Here is a 15,549-nt window from a genome sequence, read left to right on the forward strand (position 1 = left end):
TGACAAACCTCTATACCGAGACCCCGCCGTCCACGTCTACACCCCGCTTGACATCCACCACACCGCCCTAACTGAGCGGCATTGCCCCTAACCCCCTCCCCCACCCCGCCGCCTCCCGCCCGCCCGGGGGTCCGGTTGATCAAGGAGTTTGCGTCACCCACCGCCTCTGGGCGCGACCAAACTTCTTGATCAACGAGGCGGGCGCGGAGGCGGGCGCGGGCTGGGGCAGCTCTCGCGATCATGGAGTTGTGGTCGCTGGTTCGCGGCTTTTGTTCGCGTTCTCGGCCGCCACAACTCCATGATCGGCGGCGACAGGAGTGAGGTGCGGAGGGGCGGCGGCGGGCGTGCGGCCTGACGTAGGCGGGGAGGGCGGCGGGCTTGCGGACGAGGGCGGCCTGACATGGGCAGGGAGAACGACGGGGCTTGCGGGCGAGGGCAGCCTGACGTGCGCGGGGAGGACGGCGGGTGTGCGCGCGAGGGCAGCAGGGGCGGAGCGACGAGGGCGGCCTGCGAGGGCGGCCGGGGCGGAGGCGGCTGCGGGGGCGGAAGATGGTGCGAGCAGGCAGGGTTGGGGCAGGGGTCAGCGGAGGAGGTGGAGGGCGGCGGGGACGGCGGTGACGGTGACCGGGAGGGGTAGCGAGCGCTCGCCGTCGGCGTACGTGGTGATGCCCTCGGCGGCCACCGTCACCGTGCGGGCGCGGTAGGTGCGTACCAGCGGATGGTCCACATGCGTGCCGGCGTAGATGCGCGGCTTGACGCGGATCAGGGTACGACGGTCGAACCGGCCGCCGACCACCACGTCGAGCAGCCCGTCGGTCGGGTCCGCGTCCGGGCAGATCCGCATTCCGCCGCCGTAGCTGGCGCTGTTGCCGACCGCCACCAGCACTGCGTCCACGTCGACCCGCTCGCCGTCGAGGGTGAGGGTGTACCGGCGTGGGCGTAGTCGGGCCAACTCCACCAGGATCGCCAGGTCGTAGCGGCGGGCGCCCTTCGGCCGGCGCATCCGGTTGGCTCGCTCGTTGACGATCGCGTCGAAGCCGGCCGCGAGCACCGCACCGTACCAGCGCACCGTGTCGTCGTACCCGGTCATTCTGGCCAGGTCTACCGGTCGGCTCCGGCCCTCGCGCAGTGCCGCCGCGATGGTGTCCGCCGCCGCGCGCGGGTCGCTCGGGAATCCGGTCTCGATCGCGAAGTCGTTGCCGGTGCCGGCGGGCACCGGTGCGAACGGCACCGTGGTGCCGGCCACCGCCTGCATCGCCCGGTGCACCGTGCCGTCGCCACCCACCGCGACCAGCGCGGACACGCCCTCGGCGACCGCCGCCCGGCAGGCCGCCTCCGCCTCGAGCGCGCTGCCCGCGCGCAGCAGCCGGACCGGGCGTCCGGCGGTCGAGAGCCGGTCCACCAGGTCCGGCAGCAGGCCCCGGTGCCGACCACGTCCGGCGGTCGGATTCGCCAGTACGGCGACAGGCCCGTCGAGGTTCGGGAGGTGATCGTCTGCGGTCACGGCGTGCACCGTACCCGCCATCCGGTCCCCCGGTCAGCGGGGAAAGGGCCGAATTCCCCGGGCCGCACAGCACGAACGCCGCCCCTTGGCGGGAGCGGCGTTCGTGGTGATCGACCGGGTCAGGTCACGTCGTCGAAGCGACGCTCGATCGGCCTGGGTGCGGTGACCGGTTCGGGGGCCTCGATCGGGCTGGACGCCTCCACCCGCGCGCCCGCCTGCACCGGCTCCGGGTCGGGCTCCAGCGGGGAGACCTCGTCGTCGTCGAGACCGGCGTAGACCTCCTTGCCGCGCCCACGCCGCTTGTCGTTGAGGAACGCCACCCCGACGGCGGCGAAGTAGAGCGCGCACAGGCACAGTGCCAGCGCGGTCATGCCGAACGGGTCCGGCGTCGGAGTGACCACCGCGGCGAAGGCGAAGAACAGGAAGACGGCGATCCGCCACCAGCCGAGCAGCTTCTTCGCGCTGGCGATACCGACGAAGTTGAGCATCAGCACGATCAGCGGGAACTCGAACGCCACCCCGAACAGCAGGATCAGGTTGGTGACGAACGATATGTAGCGGGTGATGTCCAGCGTCGTGTTGATGTCGTCGCCGGAGACCTGGAGCAGAAACTCCAGGCCCTTGGAGGTGACGAAGTACGCCAGCACCGCGCCGGCCGCGAACAGCGGTGCCGCCAGGGCGGTGAAGACGTACGCGTACCGCCGCTCGTTGCGGTGCAGGCCCGGCGCGATGAACGCCCAGAGCTGGTAGAGCCAGATCGGCGCGGCGATGATCAACCCGACCCACAACCCGATTTTCAGGTTGAGCAGGAAGAGGTCCGCCGGGCCGAGCTGGACGAAGTTGCATCGACCGTCGGGCGTCGTACTGCCGGGAAGCTGGCAGTACGGCTGCGACAACAAATGACGGACCGGACCAGCCAGCCAGATGCCGATGCCGAAGCCGACCAGGATGGCCAGCGACGCCTTGAACAGCCGGGTGCGCAGCTCACGGAAGTGCTCGACCAGGGTCATCGAGCCGTCGGAGGCCCGCTCGAAGTTGCTCGGCCCGCGTTTGCGGAGTCCGAAGGCCACGGTGATCGGCCTCCGGAATCAGTTCTCGCGGACGCGCTGCACCGGGTCGGCGACCGGCTGCTGCACGGAACCCTGGTACGGCGGCTGCACAGTGCCCTGGTACGGCGGCTGCTGGGGTGCCTGCTGGGGCTGCTGCGGCGGGTACGGCTGGTAGCCGGCCTGCGCGTCGGCCTTGCCGGCGAGGTCGCGGTCGTCGTCGGCGAGGCTCTTGGTCTCAGCCTTGATGATCCGCAGCGAGCGGCCCAGGGAGCGCGCCGCGTCGGGAAGCCGCTTCGCACCGAAGAGCAGGATCATCACGACCACGAGTACGGCGATGTGCCAGGGCCTGAGGGCACCCATGGGAAACTCCAGTCGCTCTGTGTCGATGAGGGTATACCGCAGCCCATCCTACGTGCGTCATCGGCTGTTGCCACCCGCCGGGCGAAGGGGCGTCCCGGTGGGTGAAGTCTCGACCACGTACGAGCATCCCGTCAACCACCGAATCGATCATGCGGGGCCGGATCGGGGCAGGTCGGCGCTCAGTCGCCCCGGCGCGCGCGGATCAGGGTCAGCCGCTGCTCGGTCGTCTCCAACCGGCTCTGCAGGCTCTCGGCACGCTGCTGGAGGCTCTCCGCAGCGGCGCTCAGCGCGACGGCCTCGTCGGCCCGCCGCTGCAACCGCCCGACCGCCCGGCGCAGATGCGGCAACCGGGCCAGCACCGGACGAACCGCCAGCGCGAGGACGACCAACGGCACCAGCACCAGCGCGAGCACGATCCACTTCAGCACGGGCGTCAGCCTACTGCCTGACCGCCTGCGCCGCCGGGTCCGCACCCGGTGACACCGGCGTCGCGTACGCCTCCAGGGCCGCCACGGCCGCATCCCGGACCTGCTCGGCCAGCTCGGCCGGAGCCACGACGGTGACGTCCGGCCCGAGGCCGAGCACGAACCGGCGGGCCCAGCCCAGGTCGGTGACGCGCAGCGAGACCACCCAGCGTTCGCCGTCGGACTCGATCCGCTCACAGGGGTAGTACTCGGTGATCCACCGCTCCCCCCGCCCGATCCGCAGCGTGATCAGCGGCAGCTCCGACGAGGGCCGGAACACGCCCTCGCTGAGGTCCTGCGGGCGGGCCTGCGGCGGCACCACGGCCGGCTCGGTCAGCTCGGTGACCGCGTCGATCCGGTCGGCCCGGAACAACCGGACCGCCTCGGCCCGGCGGCACCACGCCTCGACGTACGTCCGACCGCTGACCATCAGCACCCGTAGCGGGTCGATGACTCGTTCGGTGGTCTCGTCCCGTGCCGCCGTGTAGTACGTGATGCGCAGCGCACGGCCGCCCTCCACGGCGGCACGGAGCTGCTTCACCCGGCCGGTGTCGCCGGGCAGCCGTACCTCCACCGGGGCCGCCACCTGGTCACCGGCGGCGTCCTCGATCTTGGCGAGGGCCCGTTCGACCGCATCCCGGTTGGCCACGCCCGGTGTCTCGGCCAGCATCCGCAGCGCCACCACCAGAGCCAGCGCCTCGTCGGGCGTGAGCCGCAGCGGCCGGTCGATCCCGGCGTCGTAGGTGATGGTCACCCGGTCGCCATCGAAGGCCATGTCGATCAGGTCACCGGGGCCGTACCCGGGCAGCCCGCAGACCCACAGCAGTTCCAGGTCCTCGCGGAGCTGGCGCTCGGTGACGCCCAGGTCACCGGCCGCCTCGGCGATCTCGATGCCGGGCCGGGCGAGCAGGTACGGCACCAGGTTGAGCAGCCGGGCCAACCGGTCGGCCGAGGTACGGGAGGAGGTCTTCGCACTCACTGAGCTGGCCTTCCGTTCGCGACTGCGGGGCTCGCAAGCTCACTCCTCGCGCTCACCGAACCGACCTTCCGTTCGCGACTGCGGGGCTCGCAAGCTCACTCCTCGCGCTCACCGCGAGACCGCCATCTCGTCGTGCCGGACGGCGATCTCCTTGAGGCGCTGGATGACCGCCTCGCGTACCTCCGGGGGGTCGAGCACGCGCACGTCGGGCCCGTAGCCGACCAGGTGCCCGGCCAGGGTGTCGGCGTCGGCGTAGGGCAGGACCAGCCGGTCGCCCTCCGGCCCGGCGGTCGTCTCCACCGCCCAGCGGCGCAGCCCGGCGGCCCGCCCCGAGGCCACCAGCACGGTGGCCCGACCGGGCCGTTCGGTCGGCCCGAACCAACGGGCCACGTGGCTGATCAGGTCGACGTCGGCCGGTGGCTGGTAGGCGCCCGACGCGCCGGTGGCCCGGACCGCACCGGCGACCCGGGACAGCCGGAAGCAGCGGGTGGCGTCGCGGTCCAGGTCGTGGCCGACCACGTACCAGCGGCCACGCCAGCAGACCACCCCCCACGGTTGCAGCCGGCGGCGGGTGGGTGCGTCCTGGTCCGGTACCCGGTAGTCGAAGCGGACCTCGCGCCGGTCCCGCGCGGCGGCGGTCAGCGGGGCGAACGCCGGGTCGACCGTCACCATGGGTTCCAGGCCGAGGGTGGCCTGCGGGTCCACGTCCACCCCGGCGGCGCGCAGCTTCGCCAACCCGGAGGAGGCGGCGGCGGCCAGGCCGGCGTGCTGCCACAACCGGGCGGCGATGCCGACCGCGGCGGCCTCGTCCGGTTTCAGGGGAATGTCGGGGAGGGCGTACTCGCGCTGGGCGATCCGGTAACCCGGCTCGGTATCGAAGGCGCTCGCCGTCCCGGTCTCCAGCGGTACGCCCAACTCCCGCAGTTCGGCCTTGTCACGCTCGAACTTGCGCTGGAACGCCTCGTGTTCCCGGGCGTCGTCGGGGTGGTGCTCGTAGCCGGGCACGGTCGCGGCGATCTGCGCAGCGGTCAGGAACCGCCGCGTGGACAGCAGGCAGATCACCAGGTTGACCAGGCGTTCGGTGCGACTTCGCGACACGGCGTAGACGCTAGCAGCCGCGCCGCTTCCGCCACGCACCCGCGCCGCCCCCGGATTCCTCCGGATGTAAGGAGGGGTCCCCTACTAACGCCTCGTGTATAGGAAGGGTCCCTTCCTTACATCCGTACCCGGGCGTGAGCGGGCGGCGGGGTGCGGGTTAGCGTGCGGGGATGGTGCGATGGCGGGCGGGCGTGGTGGCGGCACTGCGGCGACGGTGGACCGGAGCCGTGGAACTCGACGTCGAGCTGACCGACGGCACATCGATGCGCGCGCTGGCGTACCCGGAACTGGTGGGTGAGCCCGAGCCCGGCGACCGGGTGCTGCTCAACGCCGGAGCACTGCTGATGAGGCTGGGCACCGGTGGGTACGCCCTGGTGGTGGCGGTGCCCGACCGGCTGCCGCCGGACCCGCCGCAGGCTCTCGACTCCCGCGACGCGGGCCACCTGGTCAAGGCGCGCTACACCCCGTTGCAGCCGATCCTGCTCGGGGTGGACGAGGAGGCGTCGCCGTACCGCGAGGTGCTGGCCGCCGCCGAGGATCTGGGCGGCCTGCCGGTGGTGACCGCCGACCTGCACTCGGCGTTGCCGGCGATCCTGGCCGGCATCCGGGCCGACGCGCCGCACGCGCGGGTGGCGTACCTGCTCACCGACGGTGGGGCGCTGCCCGCCTGGTTCTCCCGGACGCTGGCCGGGCTACGCGACGAGTTGGTCGGCACGATCAGCGTCGGGCAGGCGTTCGGCGGCGACCTGGAGGCGTCGACCCTGCACAGCGGGCTGCTCGCGGCCCGGTACGTCCTGCACGCCGACGTCGCCGTGGTGGCGCAGGGCCCGGGCAACCTGGGCACCGGCACCCGCTGGGGTTTCTCCGGGGTCGCCGTGGGCGAGGCGGTCAACGCGATCGCCGCGCTGGGCGGGCGACCGATCGGCTCGCTCCGGATCTCCGACGCCGACCCCCGCCCCCGACACCGGGGCGTCTCACACCACAGCCTGACCTCGTACGGGCGGGTGGCGCTGGCCCGTGCGGATCTGGTGGTGCCCGACGGCCTGGACCCGACGCTGACGGCCGAGGTCGACGCCGCGCTGGCGCCGCTGGCCGACCGGCACACGCTGGTACGGGTCGACGACGCGGGCCTGGACGCGGCGCTGCGGCGCAGCCCGGTGCCGCTGTCGACGATGGGGCGCGGCCTGGACGCCGACCATGCCTACTTCCTGGCCGCCGCGGCAGCCGGCCGGTACGCGGCCCGCCTCACGTCGACGACGCCCCCGCCGCCCGCTGCCCCCTGAGGCACCCGATGCCGCCAGCGCATCGTGCTGGCGTCCGGGCCGGGAGGCGCGGCGAGACGGATCGCGCCAGCGGCTGCTGGCACCCTACGCGGACAACGGCGTGAGCGGGATTCGCAGAGCGTGTTAGCAGGGGTCCCCTGCTATACCGCAGGCGTTAACAGGGGGCCCTTCCTTACACCTCAGGCAAAGATGATCAAGGCTAGCCAGCCGCCGATCATCGCGGCCAGGGCCAGCGCGAGCACCCAGGTGGGGACGGTGTACTCGCCTCGACGGTTGCGCTCGACTTCGGCGCGCACCTTCTCGCGGCGGCGTTCGAGCCAGCTCTGCCGCTCGGTGCCGGGGGTGGGGGGTTCGGGAGGAAGCATGGCCCGACCAGCCTACCCGGGCCCGTCCGGCGCGCGGACAGGCCCGGGCGGGACCGGTCACATGCTGGCGATCAACCGCTCCACCCGCTCGTCGTACGCCCGGAACGGGTCCTTGCACAGCACGGTGCGCTGCGCCTGGTCGTTGAGCTTGAGGTGCACCCAGTCGACGGTGAAGTCCCGCCGCTTCTCCTGGGCGTGCCGGATGAACTCGCCCCGCAGCCGGGCCCGGGTGGTCTGCGGGGGCGTCTCCTTCGCCTCGAAGATCTCCGGGTCGGTGGCCACCCGGTCCACGTCGCCACGCCGCTCCAGCAGGGCGTAGAGCCCGCGCCCGCGCCGCAGGTCGTGGTAGGCGAGGTCCATCTGCGCCACCCGGGGGTGCGACAGCGGCAGGTCGTGCTTGCGCTGGTAGCGCTCGATCAGCCGGAGCTTGGTTACCCAGTCGATCTCGCGGGAGACCGGCTCCAGGTCACCGGTCTCCACCGCGCTGAGGACCCGGCCCCACAGCTCGACCACCCGCTTGGCGGTCTGGTCGCCGCCGCGCCGCTCGACGAACTCGATGGCCTTGGAGAGGTATTCCTGCTGGATCTCCAGGGCGCTGATCTCCTTGCCGGAGGCCAGCCGCACCTTGCGGCGACCGGTGATGTCGTGCGACACCTCGCGGATGGCCCGGATCGGGTTCTCCAGGGTGAGGTCGCGCATCACCACCCCGGCCTCGATCATCCGCAGCACGATGTCGGCGGTGCCGACCTTGAGCAGCGTGGTGACCTCGTTCATGTTGGAGTCGCCGACGATGACGTGCAGGCGGCGGTACCGCTCGGCGTCGGCGTGCGGCTCGTCCCGGGTGTTGATGATCGGGCGGCTGCGGGTGGTCGCCGAGGAGACGCCCTCCCAGATGTGCTCGGCCCGCTGGGACAGGCAGTAGACGGCACCGCGCGGCGTCTGCAGCACCTTGCCGGCGCCGCAGATCAACTGGCGAGTGACCAGGAACGGGATCAGGACGTCGGCGAGCCGGCCGAACTCCCCGTGCCGGGACACCAGGTAGTTCTCGTGGCAGCCGTAGGAGTTGCCGGCCGAGTCGGTGTTGTTCTTGAACAGGTAGATCTCACCGGCGATGCCCTCGTCGTGCAGCCGCTTCTCCGCGTCGATGAGCAGCCCCTCCAGGATCCGCTCACCGGCCCGGTCGTGGGCGACCAGGTCGACCACCGAGTCGCACTCCGGGGTGGCGTACTCGGGGTGCGAGCCGACGTCGAGATAGAGGCGTGCGCCGTTGCGGAGGAAGACGTTGCTCGACCGGCCCCAGGACACCACTCGGCGGAACAGGTATCTGGCTACCTCGTCAGGGGACAGCCGCCGCTGCCCACGGTAGGTGCAGGTGACGCCGTACTCGGTCTCCAGACCGAAGATTCGCCGCTCCATGATGAGACATTAGCCGTACCGGGGCCCAGTTCGTCACTGTCGCGGCCCGTACGCGTCGATGAGGCCCGGTCAGGACGCCCCGGGAAGCCCCGCGCCGGCCAGGCCCGCCGTGTACGCGCGGCACGTGTCGTAGTCCGGCAGCAGCCCCCGTCGCCGCACCTCGGCGAGGCTCGGCGCGGCGGCGTCACGGGCGGAGAGCTGCGGTGATCCGGTCGGCCACTCGATGCCCAGCTCCTCGTCGAGCGGGTGCACCGCATGCTCGCCGGTGGGGTTGTAGGGGGTCGAGCAGACGTAGCTGAGCGTCGCGTCGTCGGTCAACGCGCAGAAGCCGTGGCCGAGTCCTTCGGCCAGATAGACCGCACGTCGGTCCACGTCGTCCAGGCGTACGCCCTCCCAGCGGCCGAAGGTCGGCGAGCCGATCCGCAGGTCCACCACCACGTCGAGCACCGCACCCCGGACGCAGGTGACGTACTTGGCCTGCCCGGGCGGCACGTCGGCGAAGTGGATGCCGCGCACCACGTCGCGGGCCGACACGGAGAGGTTGCCCTGCGCCAGCCGCAGCGGATGCCCGACCGCCTCGGCGAGCCGGTCGAAGCGGTACCACTCCAGGAACAGCCCGCGCGCGTCGCCGTGCTGCTGCGGGACGATCTCCCAGGCTCCCTCGATGCCCAGTGGCCGGATCTTCACGGGGTCACCTGCACCGGCACGGTCCGGTCGATCAGGTCGCCGCGCTCGCGGGCGAGCAGGTCGAGCAGGTAGTCGCCGTAGCCGCTCCTGGTCAACGGCTCGGCCAGCGTCCGCAGCTGCGCGTCGTCGATCAGACCGGCCCGCCAGGCCACCTCCTCGACACAGCCGATCTTCATGCCCTGCCGTTCCTCGATGACCCGGACGAACTCGGCGGCCTGCATCAGCGAGGTGAAGGTGCCGGTGTCCAGCCAGGCGGTGCCCCGGTCCAGCACGGTCACCGACAGCTCCCCGGCCCGCCGGTACGCCTCGTTCACCGCGGTGATCTCCAGCTCGCCCCGGGCGCTCGGGGTCAGGCCACGGGCGATCTCCACCACCCGGTTGTCGTAGAAGTACAGGCCGGGTACCGCGTACCGGGACCGGGGCCGGGCCGGCTTCTCCTCGATCGACAGCACCCGACCGTCGTCGTCGAAGTGCACGACGCCGTACGCCTGCGGGTTGGCCACCGGGTAGGCGAAGATCCGGCCGCCGACGGGGTCGCCCGCGGCGGCGAGCTGACCGCCCAGGCCGACGCCGTGGAAGATGTTGTCGCCCAGGATCAGCGCGACCGCCTCGTCGGCGATGAAGTCCGCGCCGAGCACGAACGCCTGGGCGATGCCCTCCGGGCGGGGTTGGGCGACGTACTCCAGGCGCAGCCCGAACTGGCTGCCGTCACCGAGCAGACGCTGGAACTGGCCCTGCTCCTCGGGCGTGGTGATCACCAGGATCTCCCGCACCCCGGCCATCACCAGGGTGGAGAGCGGGTAATAGATCATCGGTTTGTCGAAGACCGGCATCAGTTGCTTCGACACCGCCCGAGTGATCGGCCACAGTCGGCTTCCGGTGCCGCCGGCGAGCAGGATTCCACGCACCTGCGGAGCGTACCGGGAGGAACCGGCACAGGGCACGCGGCGCAACCGCTGGTTTGCGGCTGTTTCGCGTAGACTTTCGGATCCGTGAGGATTCTGGTCACCGGCGGCGCCGGATTCATCGGTTCGGAGTACGTCCGGCTGCTGCTGGGCGTGCCGGGCGGCAGCACGCAGGGGGTTTTCCCGGTGCAGCCGGCCAGCGTGACCGTGCTGGACGCGCTGACCTACTCCGGCAACCCGGCCAATCTCGATCCGATCCGCGACGACCCACGGTTCCGGTTCGTACGGGGCGACATCCGCGACGCCGAGGTGGTGGACGAGGTCGTTCCGGGGCATGACGTGATCGTGCACTTCGCCGCCGAGTCGCACGTCGACCGCTCGATCGCCGGGGCCGCGCCGTTCGTCACCACCAACGTGCTGGGCACCCAGACGCTGCTCGACGCCGCGCTGCGGCACGGCACCGGACGGTTCGTGCACGTCTCCACCGACGAGGTGTACGGCTCGATCGCGGACGGTTCGTGGACCGAGGACTGGCCGCTGGCGCCCAACTCGCCGTACTCGGCGTCGAAGGCCGGCTCGGACCTGCTCGCGCTGGCGTACCACCGCACGCACGGCCTGGACGTGGTGGTGACCCGCTGCTCCAACAACTACGGTCCGTACCAGTTCCCGGAGAAGGTCATCCCGCTGTTCGTGACGAACCTGCTCGACGGGCGGACCGTGCCGCTCTACGGCGACGGCGGCAACGTGCGGGACTGGCTGCACGTGCACGACCACTGCCGGGGCATCGCGCTGGTGCAGCAGCAGGGCCGCGCCGGCGAGATCTACCACATCGGCGGCGGCACCGAGCTGACCAACAAGGAGCTGACCGCGCTGCTGCTCGACGCGTGCGGCGCCGACTGGGACCGGGTAGTCGCGGTGCCCGACCGCAAGGGCCACGACCGTCGCTACTCGCTGGACATCTCGAAGATCAACAACGAGCTGGGGTACGCCCCCAGCATCCCGCTGGAGGCCGGCCTCGCCGACACCGTCCGGTGGTACCGGGACAACCGCTCCTGGTGGGAACCGCTGACCCGGACGCAGTCCGCGTGAGGGCGCTGGTCACAGGTGCCGGCGGGATGCTCGGCCGGGACCTGGTGGAGGTCCTCGCCGCCGAACACACGGTGACCCCCGCCACCCGGGCCGACCTCGACGTCACCGACGCCGCCGCTGTGCACGCCGCGGTGGCCGGTCACGACGTGGTGATCAACACCGCCGCGTGGACCGACGTGGACGGCGCCGAGTCGAACGAGGCGGCGGCCACCGTCGTCAACGGTGAGGCGGTGGCGCACCTGGCCACGGCCTGCGCCGCGCACGGCACCCGCCTGATCCACCTCTCCACCGACTACGTCTTCCCGGGCCACGCGGACACCCCGTACCAGGAGGACATGCCCACCGCGCCGATCAACGCGTACGGCCGGAGCAAGCTCGCCGGGGAGCGGGCCGTGATCCGGCTCCTGCCCGACGCCGGTCACGTGGTCCGCACCGCCTGGCTGTACGGCACCCACGGCCGCAACTTCGTCAGCACCATGCTCGGCCTGGCGGCCCAGCGCGAGTTCCTCGACGTCGTGGACGACCAGCGGGGCCAGCCCACCTGGTCGTACGCGCTGGCGCGGCAGTTGGTGGCCCTGGCCGGGGCGGCGCTGGCCGGTCAGGCGGCCCCCGGCGTCTACCACGGCACCTGCGCCGGCGAGACCACCTGGTACGGCCTGGCCCGGGCCGCGTTCGCCCTGCACGGGCTCGATCCGGACCGGATCCGGCCGGTCACCAGCGACCGCTTCCCGCGTCCCGCCGCCCGACCGGCGTACAGTGTGCTCGGGCACGACCGATGGGCCGCCGCCGGGCTGGCACCGCTCCCGGACTGGCACACCACACTGGGCGACGCGCTCGCCCTCGCCGCTCCACCCTCCCCGTGGAAGGTCGCATGAGGCTCACCCTGGTCACCGGCTTGACCGGCCTGGTCCTGCTGGCCACGATCGTCGAGTTGCTGCGCCGCCGACAGCTTCGCGAGAAGTACGGCATGCTCTGGCTCGGACTGTTGTTCGTGGTCATCCCCCTGTCGCTGTTCCCCAGGCTGCTAGACGGCGTCGCCGACCTGCTCGGCGTGGCCTCCGGCGTCAGCCTCGTGCTCTTCCTCGGCATCGTCTTCCTCCTGCTCGTCTGCATCCACCTGAGCTGGGAGGTCAGTGCGCTGGAGGAGGAGACCCGCACGCTCGCCGAAGAGATCGCGCTGATCCGCGCCGAGATCGAGGCCGACCGGGCCGCACGGGACGAGATGGTGTCCCGCGATGGTTAACGGCAAGCGGCTCCTGGTCGTCATCCCGGCGCTCAACGAGGCCGGATCGATCGCCGACGTGGTCCGCGAGGTCCGTGGCGAGCTGCCCGGCGTCGACGTCCTCGTGGTGGACGACGGCTCCACCGACCGCACCTCGGCGGTCGCCGCCGCCGCCGGTGCCCGGGTCGCCCGGCTGCCGTACAACCTCGGCGTCGGCGGGGCCATGCGCCTCGGCTACCGGTACGCGTACGACCACGACTACGACGTGGCGGTGCAGATCGACGCCGACGGCCAGCACGACCCCCGGTACGTGCCGAAGCTGGTCGACCTGCTCGACGAGCACGACCTGGTGATCGGTGCCCGGTTCGCCGGTGAGGGCGAGTACGTCGTGCACGGACCCCGACGCTGGGCGATGGGGATGCTGTCGATGGTGCTCTCCAGGCTGTCCGGCACCACGCTGACCGACACCACGTCGGGGTTCCGCGCCGCCAACCGGCGGATGATCGCGATGTTCGCCCAGTGGTACCCCGCCGAGTACCTCGGCGACACCGTCGAGACGCTGGTGCACACCGCCCGCCGGGGCTACCGCATCCACCAGGTGCCCGTGGCGATGCGGCGGCGGATGGCCGGCACCCCGAGCCACTCCCCCGCCCGGGCGATGATCTATCTCGGCCGGGCGCTGGCCGTGCTCACGCTGGCCCTCATCCGCCGGTGATCGGTCGCCTGCTCCGTCTCGTCCCGCCCGGCACCGTCCCGGTCGGCGCGGGTCTGGCCATCGTGGGCCTGGCCGCGTACGTGCACCTGGCGGTGGCCGGGCACAACCTCACCGCCGGGGACTACTCGTCGCTGTCGGTGCTCTGGTCCTTCGTGTTCACCGTGGGCCTCGGTGTGTTCCTGCCGGTCGAGCAGGAGGTGGCCCGGCTGGTCGCCGCCCGCCGGACCCGTGGGTTGCCGCCCGGCCCGGTGCTGGCGCGGGGCGCCGCCGTCGCCGCCGTCACGCTGGGCCTGCTGGTGCTGGTCTGCGTCGCCGCCGCCGACGTGCTCGCCGACCGCCTCTTCGCCGGTGACACCGGGCTGGTGTGGGCGCTGTGCGGCGCACTCGCCGCGCTGGCCGTGGCACACACCACCCGGGGCGTGCTCTCCGGGCTGCGGCAATTCGGCTGGTACGGCAGCCAACTCGGGATCGACGGCGGGCTGCGCATCGGGCTGGTGGCCCTCCTCGGCCTGGCCGGGGTCGACTCGCCGATGGCGTACGCGCTGGTGCTGGTCGTGGCCCCGCTGGTGGGCGTCGCGTCGACCCTGCCACCGGTGATCCGGGCGGCCGGTGGCGGCGCGGCCCTGCCCTGGCCGGCCCTGCTGCGGGGGCTGGCCCTGCTCACCGTCTCCAGCCTGCTCGCCCAGGTCGTGGTGAACGTCGGCGTGATCAACGTACGGCTGCTCGCCCCGGCCGACGTGGCGACCGCCGGCGCGCTGCTCTCCGCGCTGGTGCTGGTCCGCATCCCGTTGTTCGTGTTCGGCTCGATGCAGGCCGCGCTGCTGCCCGGCCTGTCCACCGCCGCCGCCACCGGCGACCAGGCGGCCTTCGGCACCCTGCTGCGCCGGGCCCTGGCCGTCGTCACCGCGCTCGGCGTGCTCGGCGGCGTGCTGGCCGCGCTGCTCGGCCCGTGGCTGGTCCAGGTCCTCTTCGACGCCCCGGACGTCCTCGGTCACGGCGACTTCGCCTGGCTCGGCCTGGCCACCCTGGCCTACCTGTGGGCGATGGTCCTCGGGCAGGCGCTGCTCGCCCGCGACCAGCACCAGGCGCAGGCCGTCGCGTGGATCGTCGGGGTCGCCGCGCTGGTCGTCGCCACCCTCGCCCCGCTGAGTGTCGCGCTGCGCGTCGAACTCGGCTACACGGTGGGTTCCCTGGTGGTCGTCGCGGTGATGCTCACCCGGCTGCGTCGGGGCACCACCCCCACCCCGCCCGTCGCGGTCCCGGTGTCCGCGAGCACCCCCGGAGGCATCCGATGAGCCCACCCCGCGTGACCGCGGTGATGCTCGCCTACGGCCCCGAGCCCTGGCTGGTCGACGCCGCCGAGGCCGTCCTGGCCAGCACCGGCGTCGACCTCGACCTAATCGTGGTGGACAACGGCTGCACCGGTGACGGCATCGACGTGGTCAAGGGCCTGCCGGGGGTCCAGGTGATCCGACCGGACGAGAACACCGGTTACTCCGGCGGGTGCAACGTCGGCGCGGCCGAGGCCACCGGCGACTGGCTCGCCTTCGTCAACTCCGACGCGGTCGTCGCCCCCGACGCGCTCGCGAAGGTGGTCGCGGTGGCCGCCGAACCGGGCGTGGGCGCGGCGATGGCCTCCATCCGGCTCGCCCACGACCCCGACCTGATCAACACCTCCGGCAACCCGCTGCACTTCACCGGCCTGTCGTGGGCCGGTGGCAACGGCGAACCCGCGAGCGCACACGCCCGGCGGACCGTCGTGCCGTCGCTGAGCGGCTGCTGCTTCGTGATCGGCCGGTCCCGCTGGACCGATCTGGATGGCTTCCCCACCGAGTACTTCGCCTACCACGAGGACACCGAACTCAGCCTGCGGCTGTGGCAACGCGGCCAGCGGTTGGAGTACGTGCCGGACGCCGTGGTGCGGCACCACTACGAGTTCTCCCGCAACGATCTCAAGCTCTACCTGGTCGAACGCAACCGGCTGCTGACCCTGCTCACCGCCTACCAGGGCCGTACCCTGGCGCTGCTGGCACCGATGCTGCTGCTCACCGAGGTCGCCATGCTGGCCGCCGCGCTCGCCGGCGGCTGGTCCCGGCAGAAGACGCGCGGCTGGGGCTGGCTCTGGCGGCACCGCGACTGGGTACGCGCCCGCCGCCGCCGGTTGCAGTCGGAACGCACCGTCGGCGACGGGGTCATTGCCGACCTGATGACCGCCCGGGTGGCCCCCTCGAACGTGGCCGCTCCTCCGGGAACGGGTGTCTTCAACGCCCTCGCCGCCGCCTGGTGGGCGCTGGTACGGCCACTGCTCGCGCGTCGCTGAGCTACCGCCCGGCGAAGGTCGCGACCGCGGGCTCCGGGAACGGCACGGCGCCCGACAGTCGGAACTGTCGGGCGCCGCGGAACTCCAGAATCG

The 15,549-nt window shown here is 72.3% G+C and carries 17 protein-coding genes; 7 read left to right on the plus strand and 10 right to left on the minus strand.

The features are described 5' to 3' along the window. Positions 1 to 580: 580 nt before the first annotated feature. From ACIBO1_RS28085 to ACIBO1_RS28110, 6 genes are all read right to left on the minus strand, one after another. Entirely contained in the window at positions 581 to 1,525 is a 945-nt protein-coding gene (locus ACIBO1_RS28085; RefSeq protein ID WP_396751629.1) for a diacylglycerol kinase, read from the minus strand. A 98-nt stretch (positions 1,526 to 1,623) separates the two neighbouring features. After that, positions 1,624 to 2,574, minus strand: coding sequence for a twin-arginine translocase subunit TatC (gene tatC / locus ACIBO1_RS28090; protein WP_396751631.1), 951 nt, complete (start codon positions 2,572 to 2,574; stop codon positions 1,624 to 1,626). Between the two features lie 18 nt (positions 2,575 to 2,592). Then, positions 2,593 to 2,913: a Sec-independent protein translocase subunit TatA gene (gene tatA, locus ACIBO1_RS28095; protein WP_131052329.1), complete on the minus strand. Its 321-nt coding sequence runs from the start codon at positions 2,911 to 2,913 to the stop codon at positions 2,593 to 2,595. Between the two features lie 179 nt (positions 2,914 to 3,092). After that, a complete protein-coding gene (locus tag ACIBO1_RS28100) occupies positions 3,093 to 3,341 on the minus strand; it encodes a hypothetical protein (RefSeq protein WP_350694785.1) in 249 nt (82 codons plus the stop codon). Between the two features lie 10 nt (positions 3,342 to 3,351). Beyond that, positions 3,352 to 4,356: a helix-turn-helix transcriptional regulator gene (locus ACIBO1_RS28105; protein ID WP_396751633.1), complete on the minus strand. Its 1,005-nt coding sequence runs from the start codon at positions 4,354 to 4,356 to the stop codon at positions 3,352 to 3,354. A 108-nt stretch (positions 4,357 to 4,464) separates the two neighbouring features. Beyond that, positions 4,465 to 5,454, minus strand: coding sequence for a helix-turn-helix transcriptional regulator (locus ACIBO1_RS28110; protein ID WP_396751635.1), 990 nt, complete (start codon positions 5,452 to 5,454; stop codon positions 4,465 to 4,467). A 170-nt stretch (positions 5,455 to 5,624) separates the two neighbouring features. On the opposite strand from ACIBO1_RS28110, the gene ACIBO1_RS28115 reads away from it, so the two are divergent. Next, positions 5,625 to 6,737, plus strand: a complete 1,113-nt coding sequence (locus ACIBO1_RS28115; protein ID WP_396751637.1) for a DUF3866 family protein — start codon at positions 5,625 to 5,627, stop codon at positions 6,735 to 6,737. A gap of 179 nt (positions 6,738 to 6,916) precedes the next feature. Here ACIBO1_RS28115 and ACIBO1_RS28120 read toward each other — a convergent pair whose 3' ends face one another. The 4 genes from ACIBO1_RS28120 to rfbA all read right to left on the minus strand — a co-directional run bounded on the left by ACIBO1_RS28120 (position 6,917) and on the right by rfbA (position 10,113). Beyond that, the gene (locus ACIBO1_RS28120) at positions 6,917 to 7,102 is read right to left on the minus strand and encodes a hypothetical protein (protein ID WP_350694791.1); all 186 of its coding nucleotides are present in this window, start codon (positions 7,100 to 7,102) and stop codon (positions 6,917 to 6,919) included. A 57-nt stretch (positions 7,103 to 7,159) separates the two neighbouring features. Beyond that, positions 7,160 to 8,518, minus strand: coding sequence for a Pup--protein ligase (gene pafA, locus ACIBO1_RS28125; RefSeq protein ID WP_396751639.1), 1,359 nt, complete (start codon positions 8,516 to 8,518; stop codon positions 7,160 to 7,162). 69 nt (positions 8,519 to 8,587) lie between these two features. Continuing rightward, positions 8,588 to 9,205, minus strand: coding sequence for a dTDP-4-dehydrorhamnose 3,5-epimerase family protein (locus ACIBO1_RS28130; RefSeq protein WP_396751641.1), 618 nt, complete (start codon positions 9,203 to 9,205; stop codon positions 8,588 to 8,590). Continuing rightward, positions 9,202 to 10,113 (minus strand): glucose-1-phosphate thymidylyltransferase RfbA, encoded by a 912-nt coding sequence (gene rfbA / locus ACIBO1_RS28135; RefSeq protein WP_396751643.1) that lies wholly within the window; start codon positions 10,111 to 10,113, stop codon positions 9,202 to 9,204. The genes ACIBO1_RS28130 and rfbA overlap by 4 nt, the downstream gene beginning before the upstream one ends. 84 nt (positions 10,114 to 10,197) lie before the next feature. Between rfbA and rfbB the strand changes: the two genes are divergently transcribed. From rfbB to ACIBO1_RS28165, 6 genes are read left to right on the plus strand one after another with little or no spacing between them, the layout of a single operon-like run. Then, positions 10,198 to 11,199, plus strand: a complete 1,002-nt coding sequence (gene rfbB, locus ACIBO1_RS28140) for a dTDP-glucose 4,6-dehydratase (protein WP_396751645.1) — start codon at positions 10,198 to 10,200, stop codon at positions 11,197 to 11,199. Further along, a complete protein-coding gene (gene rfbD, locus ACIBO1_RS28145) occupies positions 11,196 to 12,074 on the plus strand; it encodes a dTDP-4-dehydrorhamnose reductase (protein WP_396751647.1) in 879 nt (292 codons plus the stop codon). The genes rfbB and rfbD overlap by 4 nt, the downstream gene beginning before the upstream one ends. Continuing rightward, on the plus strand, positions 12,071 to 12,442 hold the full coding sequence (locus tag ACIBO1_RS28150) for a DUF2304 domain-containing protein (protein WP_396751649.1): 372 nt from the start codon (positions 12,071 to 12,073) through the stop codon (positions 12,440 to 12,442). Before rfbD ends, ACIBO1_RS28150 begins: the two co-directional genes overlap by 4 nt. Beyond that, positions 12,435 to 13,136: a glycosyltransferase family 2 protein gene (locus ACIBO1_RS28155; RefSeq protein WP_396751651.1), complete on the plus strand. Its 702-nt coding sequence runs from the start codon at positions 12,435 to 12,437 to the stop codon at positions 13,134 to 13,136. The genes ACIBO1_RS28150 and ACIBO1_RS28155 overlap by 8 nt, the downstream gene beginning before the upstream one ends. Then, entirely contained in the window at positions 13,133 to 14,431 is a 1,299-nt protein-coding gene (locus ACIBO1_RS28160) for a lipopolysaccharide biosynthesis protein (RefSeq protein ID WP_396751653.1), read from the plus strand. The genes ACIBO1_RS28155 and ACIBO1_RS28160 overlap by 4 nt, the downstream gene beginning before the upstream one ends. Further along, a complete protein-coding gene (locus ACIBO1_RS28165; protein WP_396751655.1) occupies positions 14,428 to 15,456 on the plus strand; it encodes a glycosyltransferase family 2 protein in 1,029 nt (342 codons plus the stop codon). The genes ACIBO1_RS28160 and ACIBO1_RS28165 overlap by 4 nt, the downstream gene beginning before the upstream one ends. Positions 15,457 to 15,549 lie beyond the last annotated feature (93 nt).

This window comes from Micromonospora sp. NPDC049903 (genome assembly GCF_044460945.1).
Taxonomy (GTDB): Bacteria; Actinomycetota; Actinomycetes; order Mycobacteriales; family Micromonosporaceae; genus Micromonospora.

Coding starts and splice junctions, on each gene's coding strand:
- ACIBO1_RS28085 (WP_396751629.1), bottom strand. CDS start 1,525: ATGGCGGGTACGGTGCACGCCGTGACCGCAGACGATCACCTCCCGAAC.
- tatA (WP_131052329.1), bottom strand. CDS start 2,913: ATGGGTGCCCTCAGGCCCTGGCACATCGCCGTACTCGTGGTCGTGATG.
- ACIBO1_RS28115 (WP_396751637.1), top strand. CDS start 5,625: ATGGTGCGATGGCGGGCGGGCGTGGTGGCGGCACTGCGGCGACGGTGG.
- ACIBO1_RS28120 (WP_350694791.1), bottom strand. CDS start 7,102: ATGCTTCCTCCCGAACCCCCCACCCCCGGCACCGAGCGGCAGAGCTGG.
- pafA (WP_396751639.1), bottom strand. CDS start 8,518: ATGGAGCGGCGAATCTTCGGTCTGGAGACCGAGTACGGCGTCACCTGC.
- ACIBO1_RS28150 (WP_396751649.1), top strand. CDS start 12,071: ATGAGGCTCACCCTGGTCACCGGCTTGACCGGCCTGGTCCTGCTGGCC.
- ACIBO1_RS28155 (WP_396751651.1), top strand. CDS start 12,435: ATGGTTAACGGCAAGCGGCTCCTGGTCGTCATCCCGGCGCTCAACGAG.
- ACIBO1_RS28165 (WP_396751655.1), top strand. CDS start 14,428: ATGAGCCCACCCCGCGTGACCGCGGTGATGCTCGCCTACGGCCCCGAG.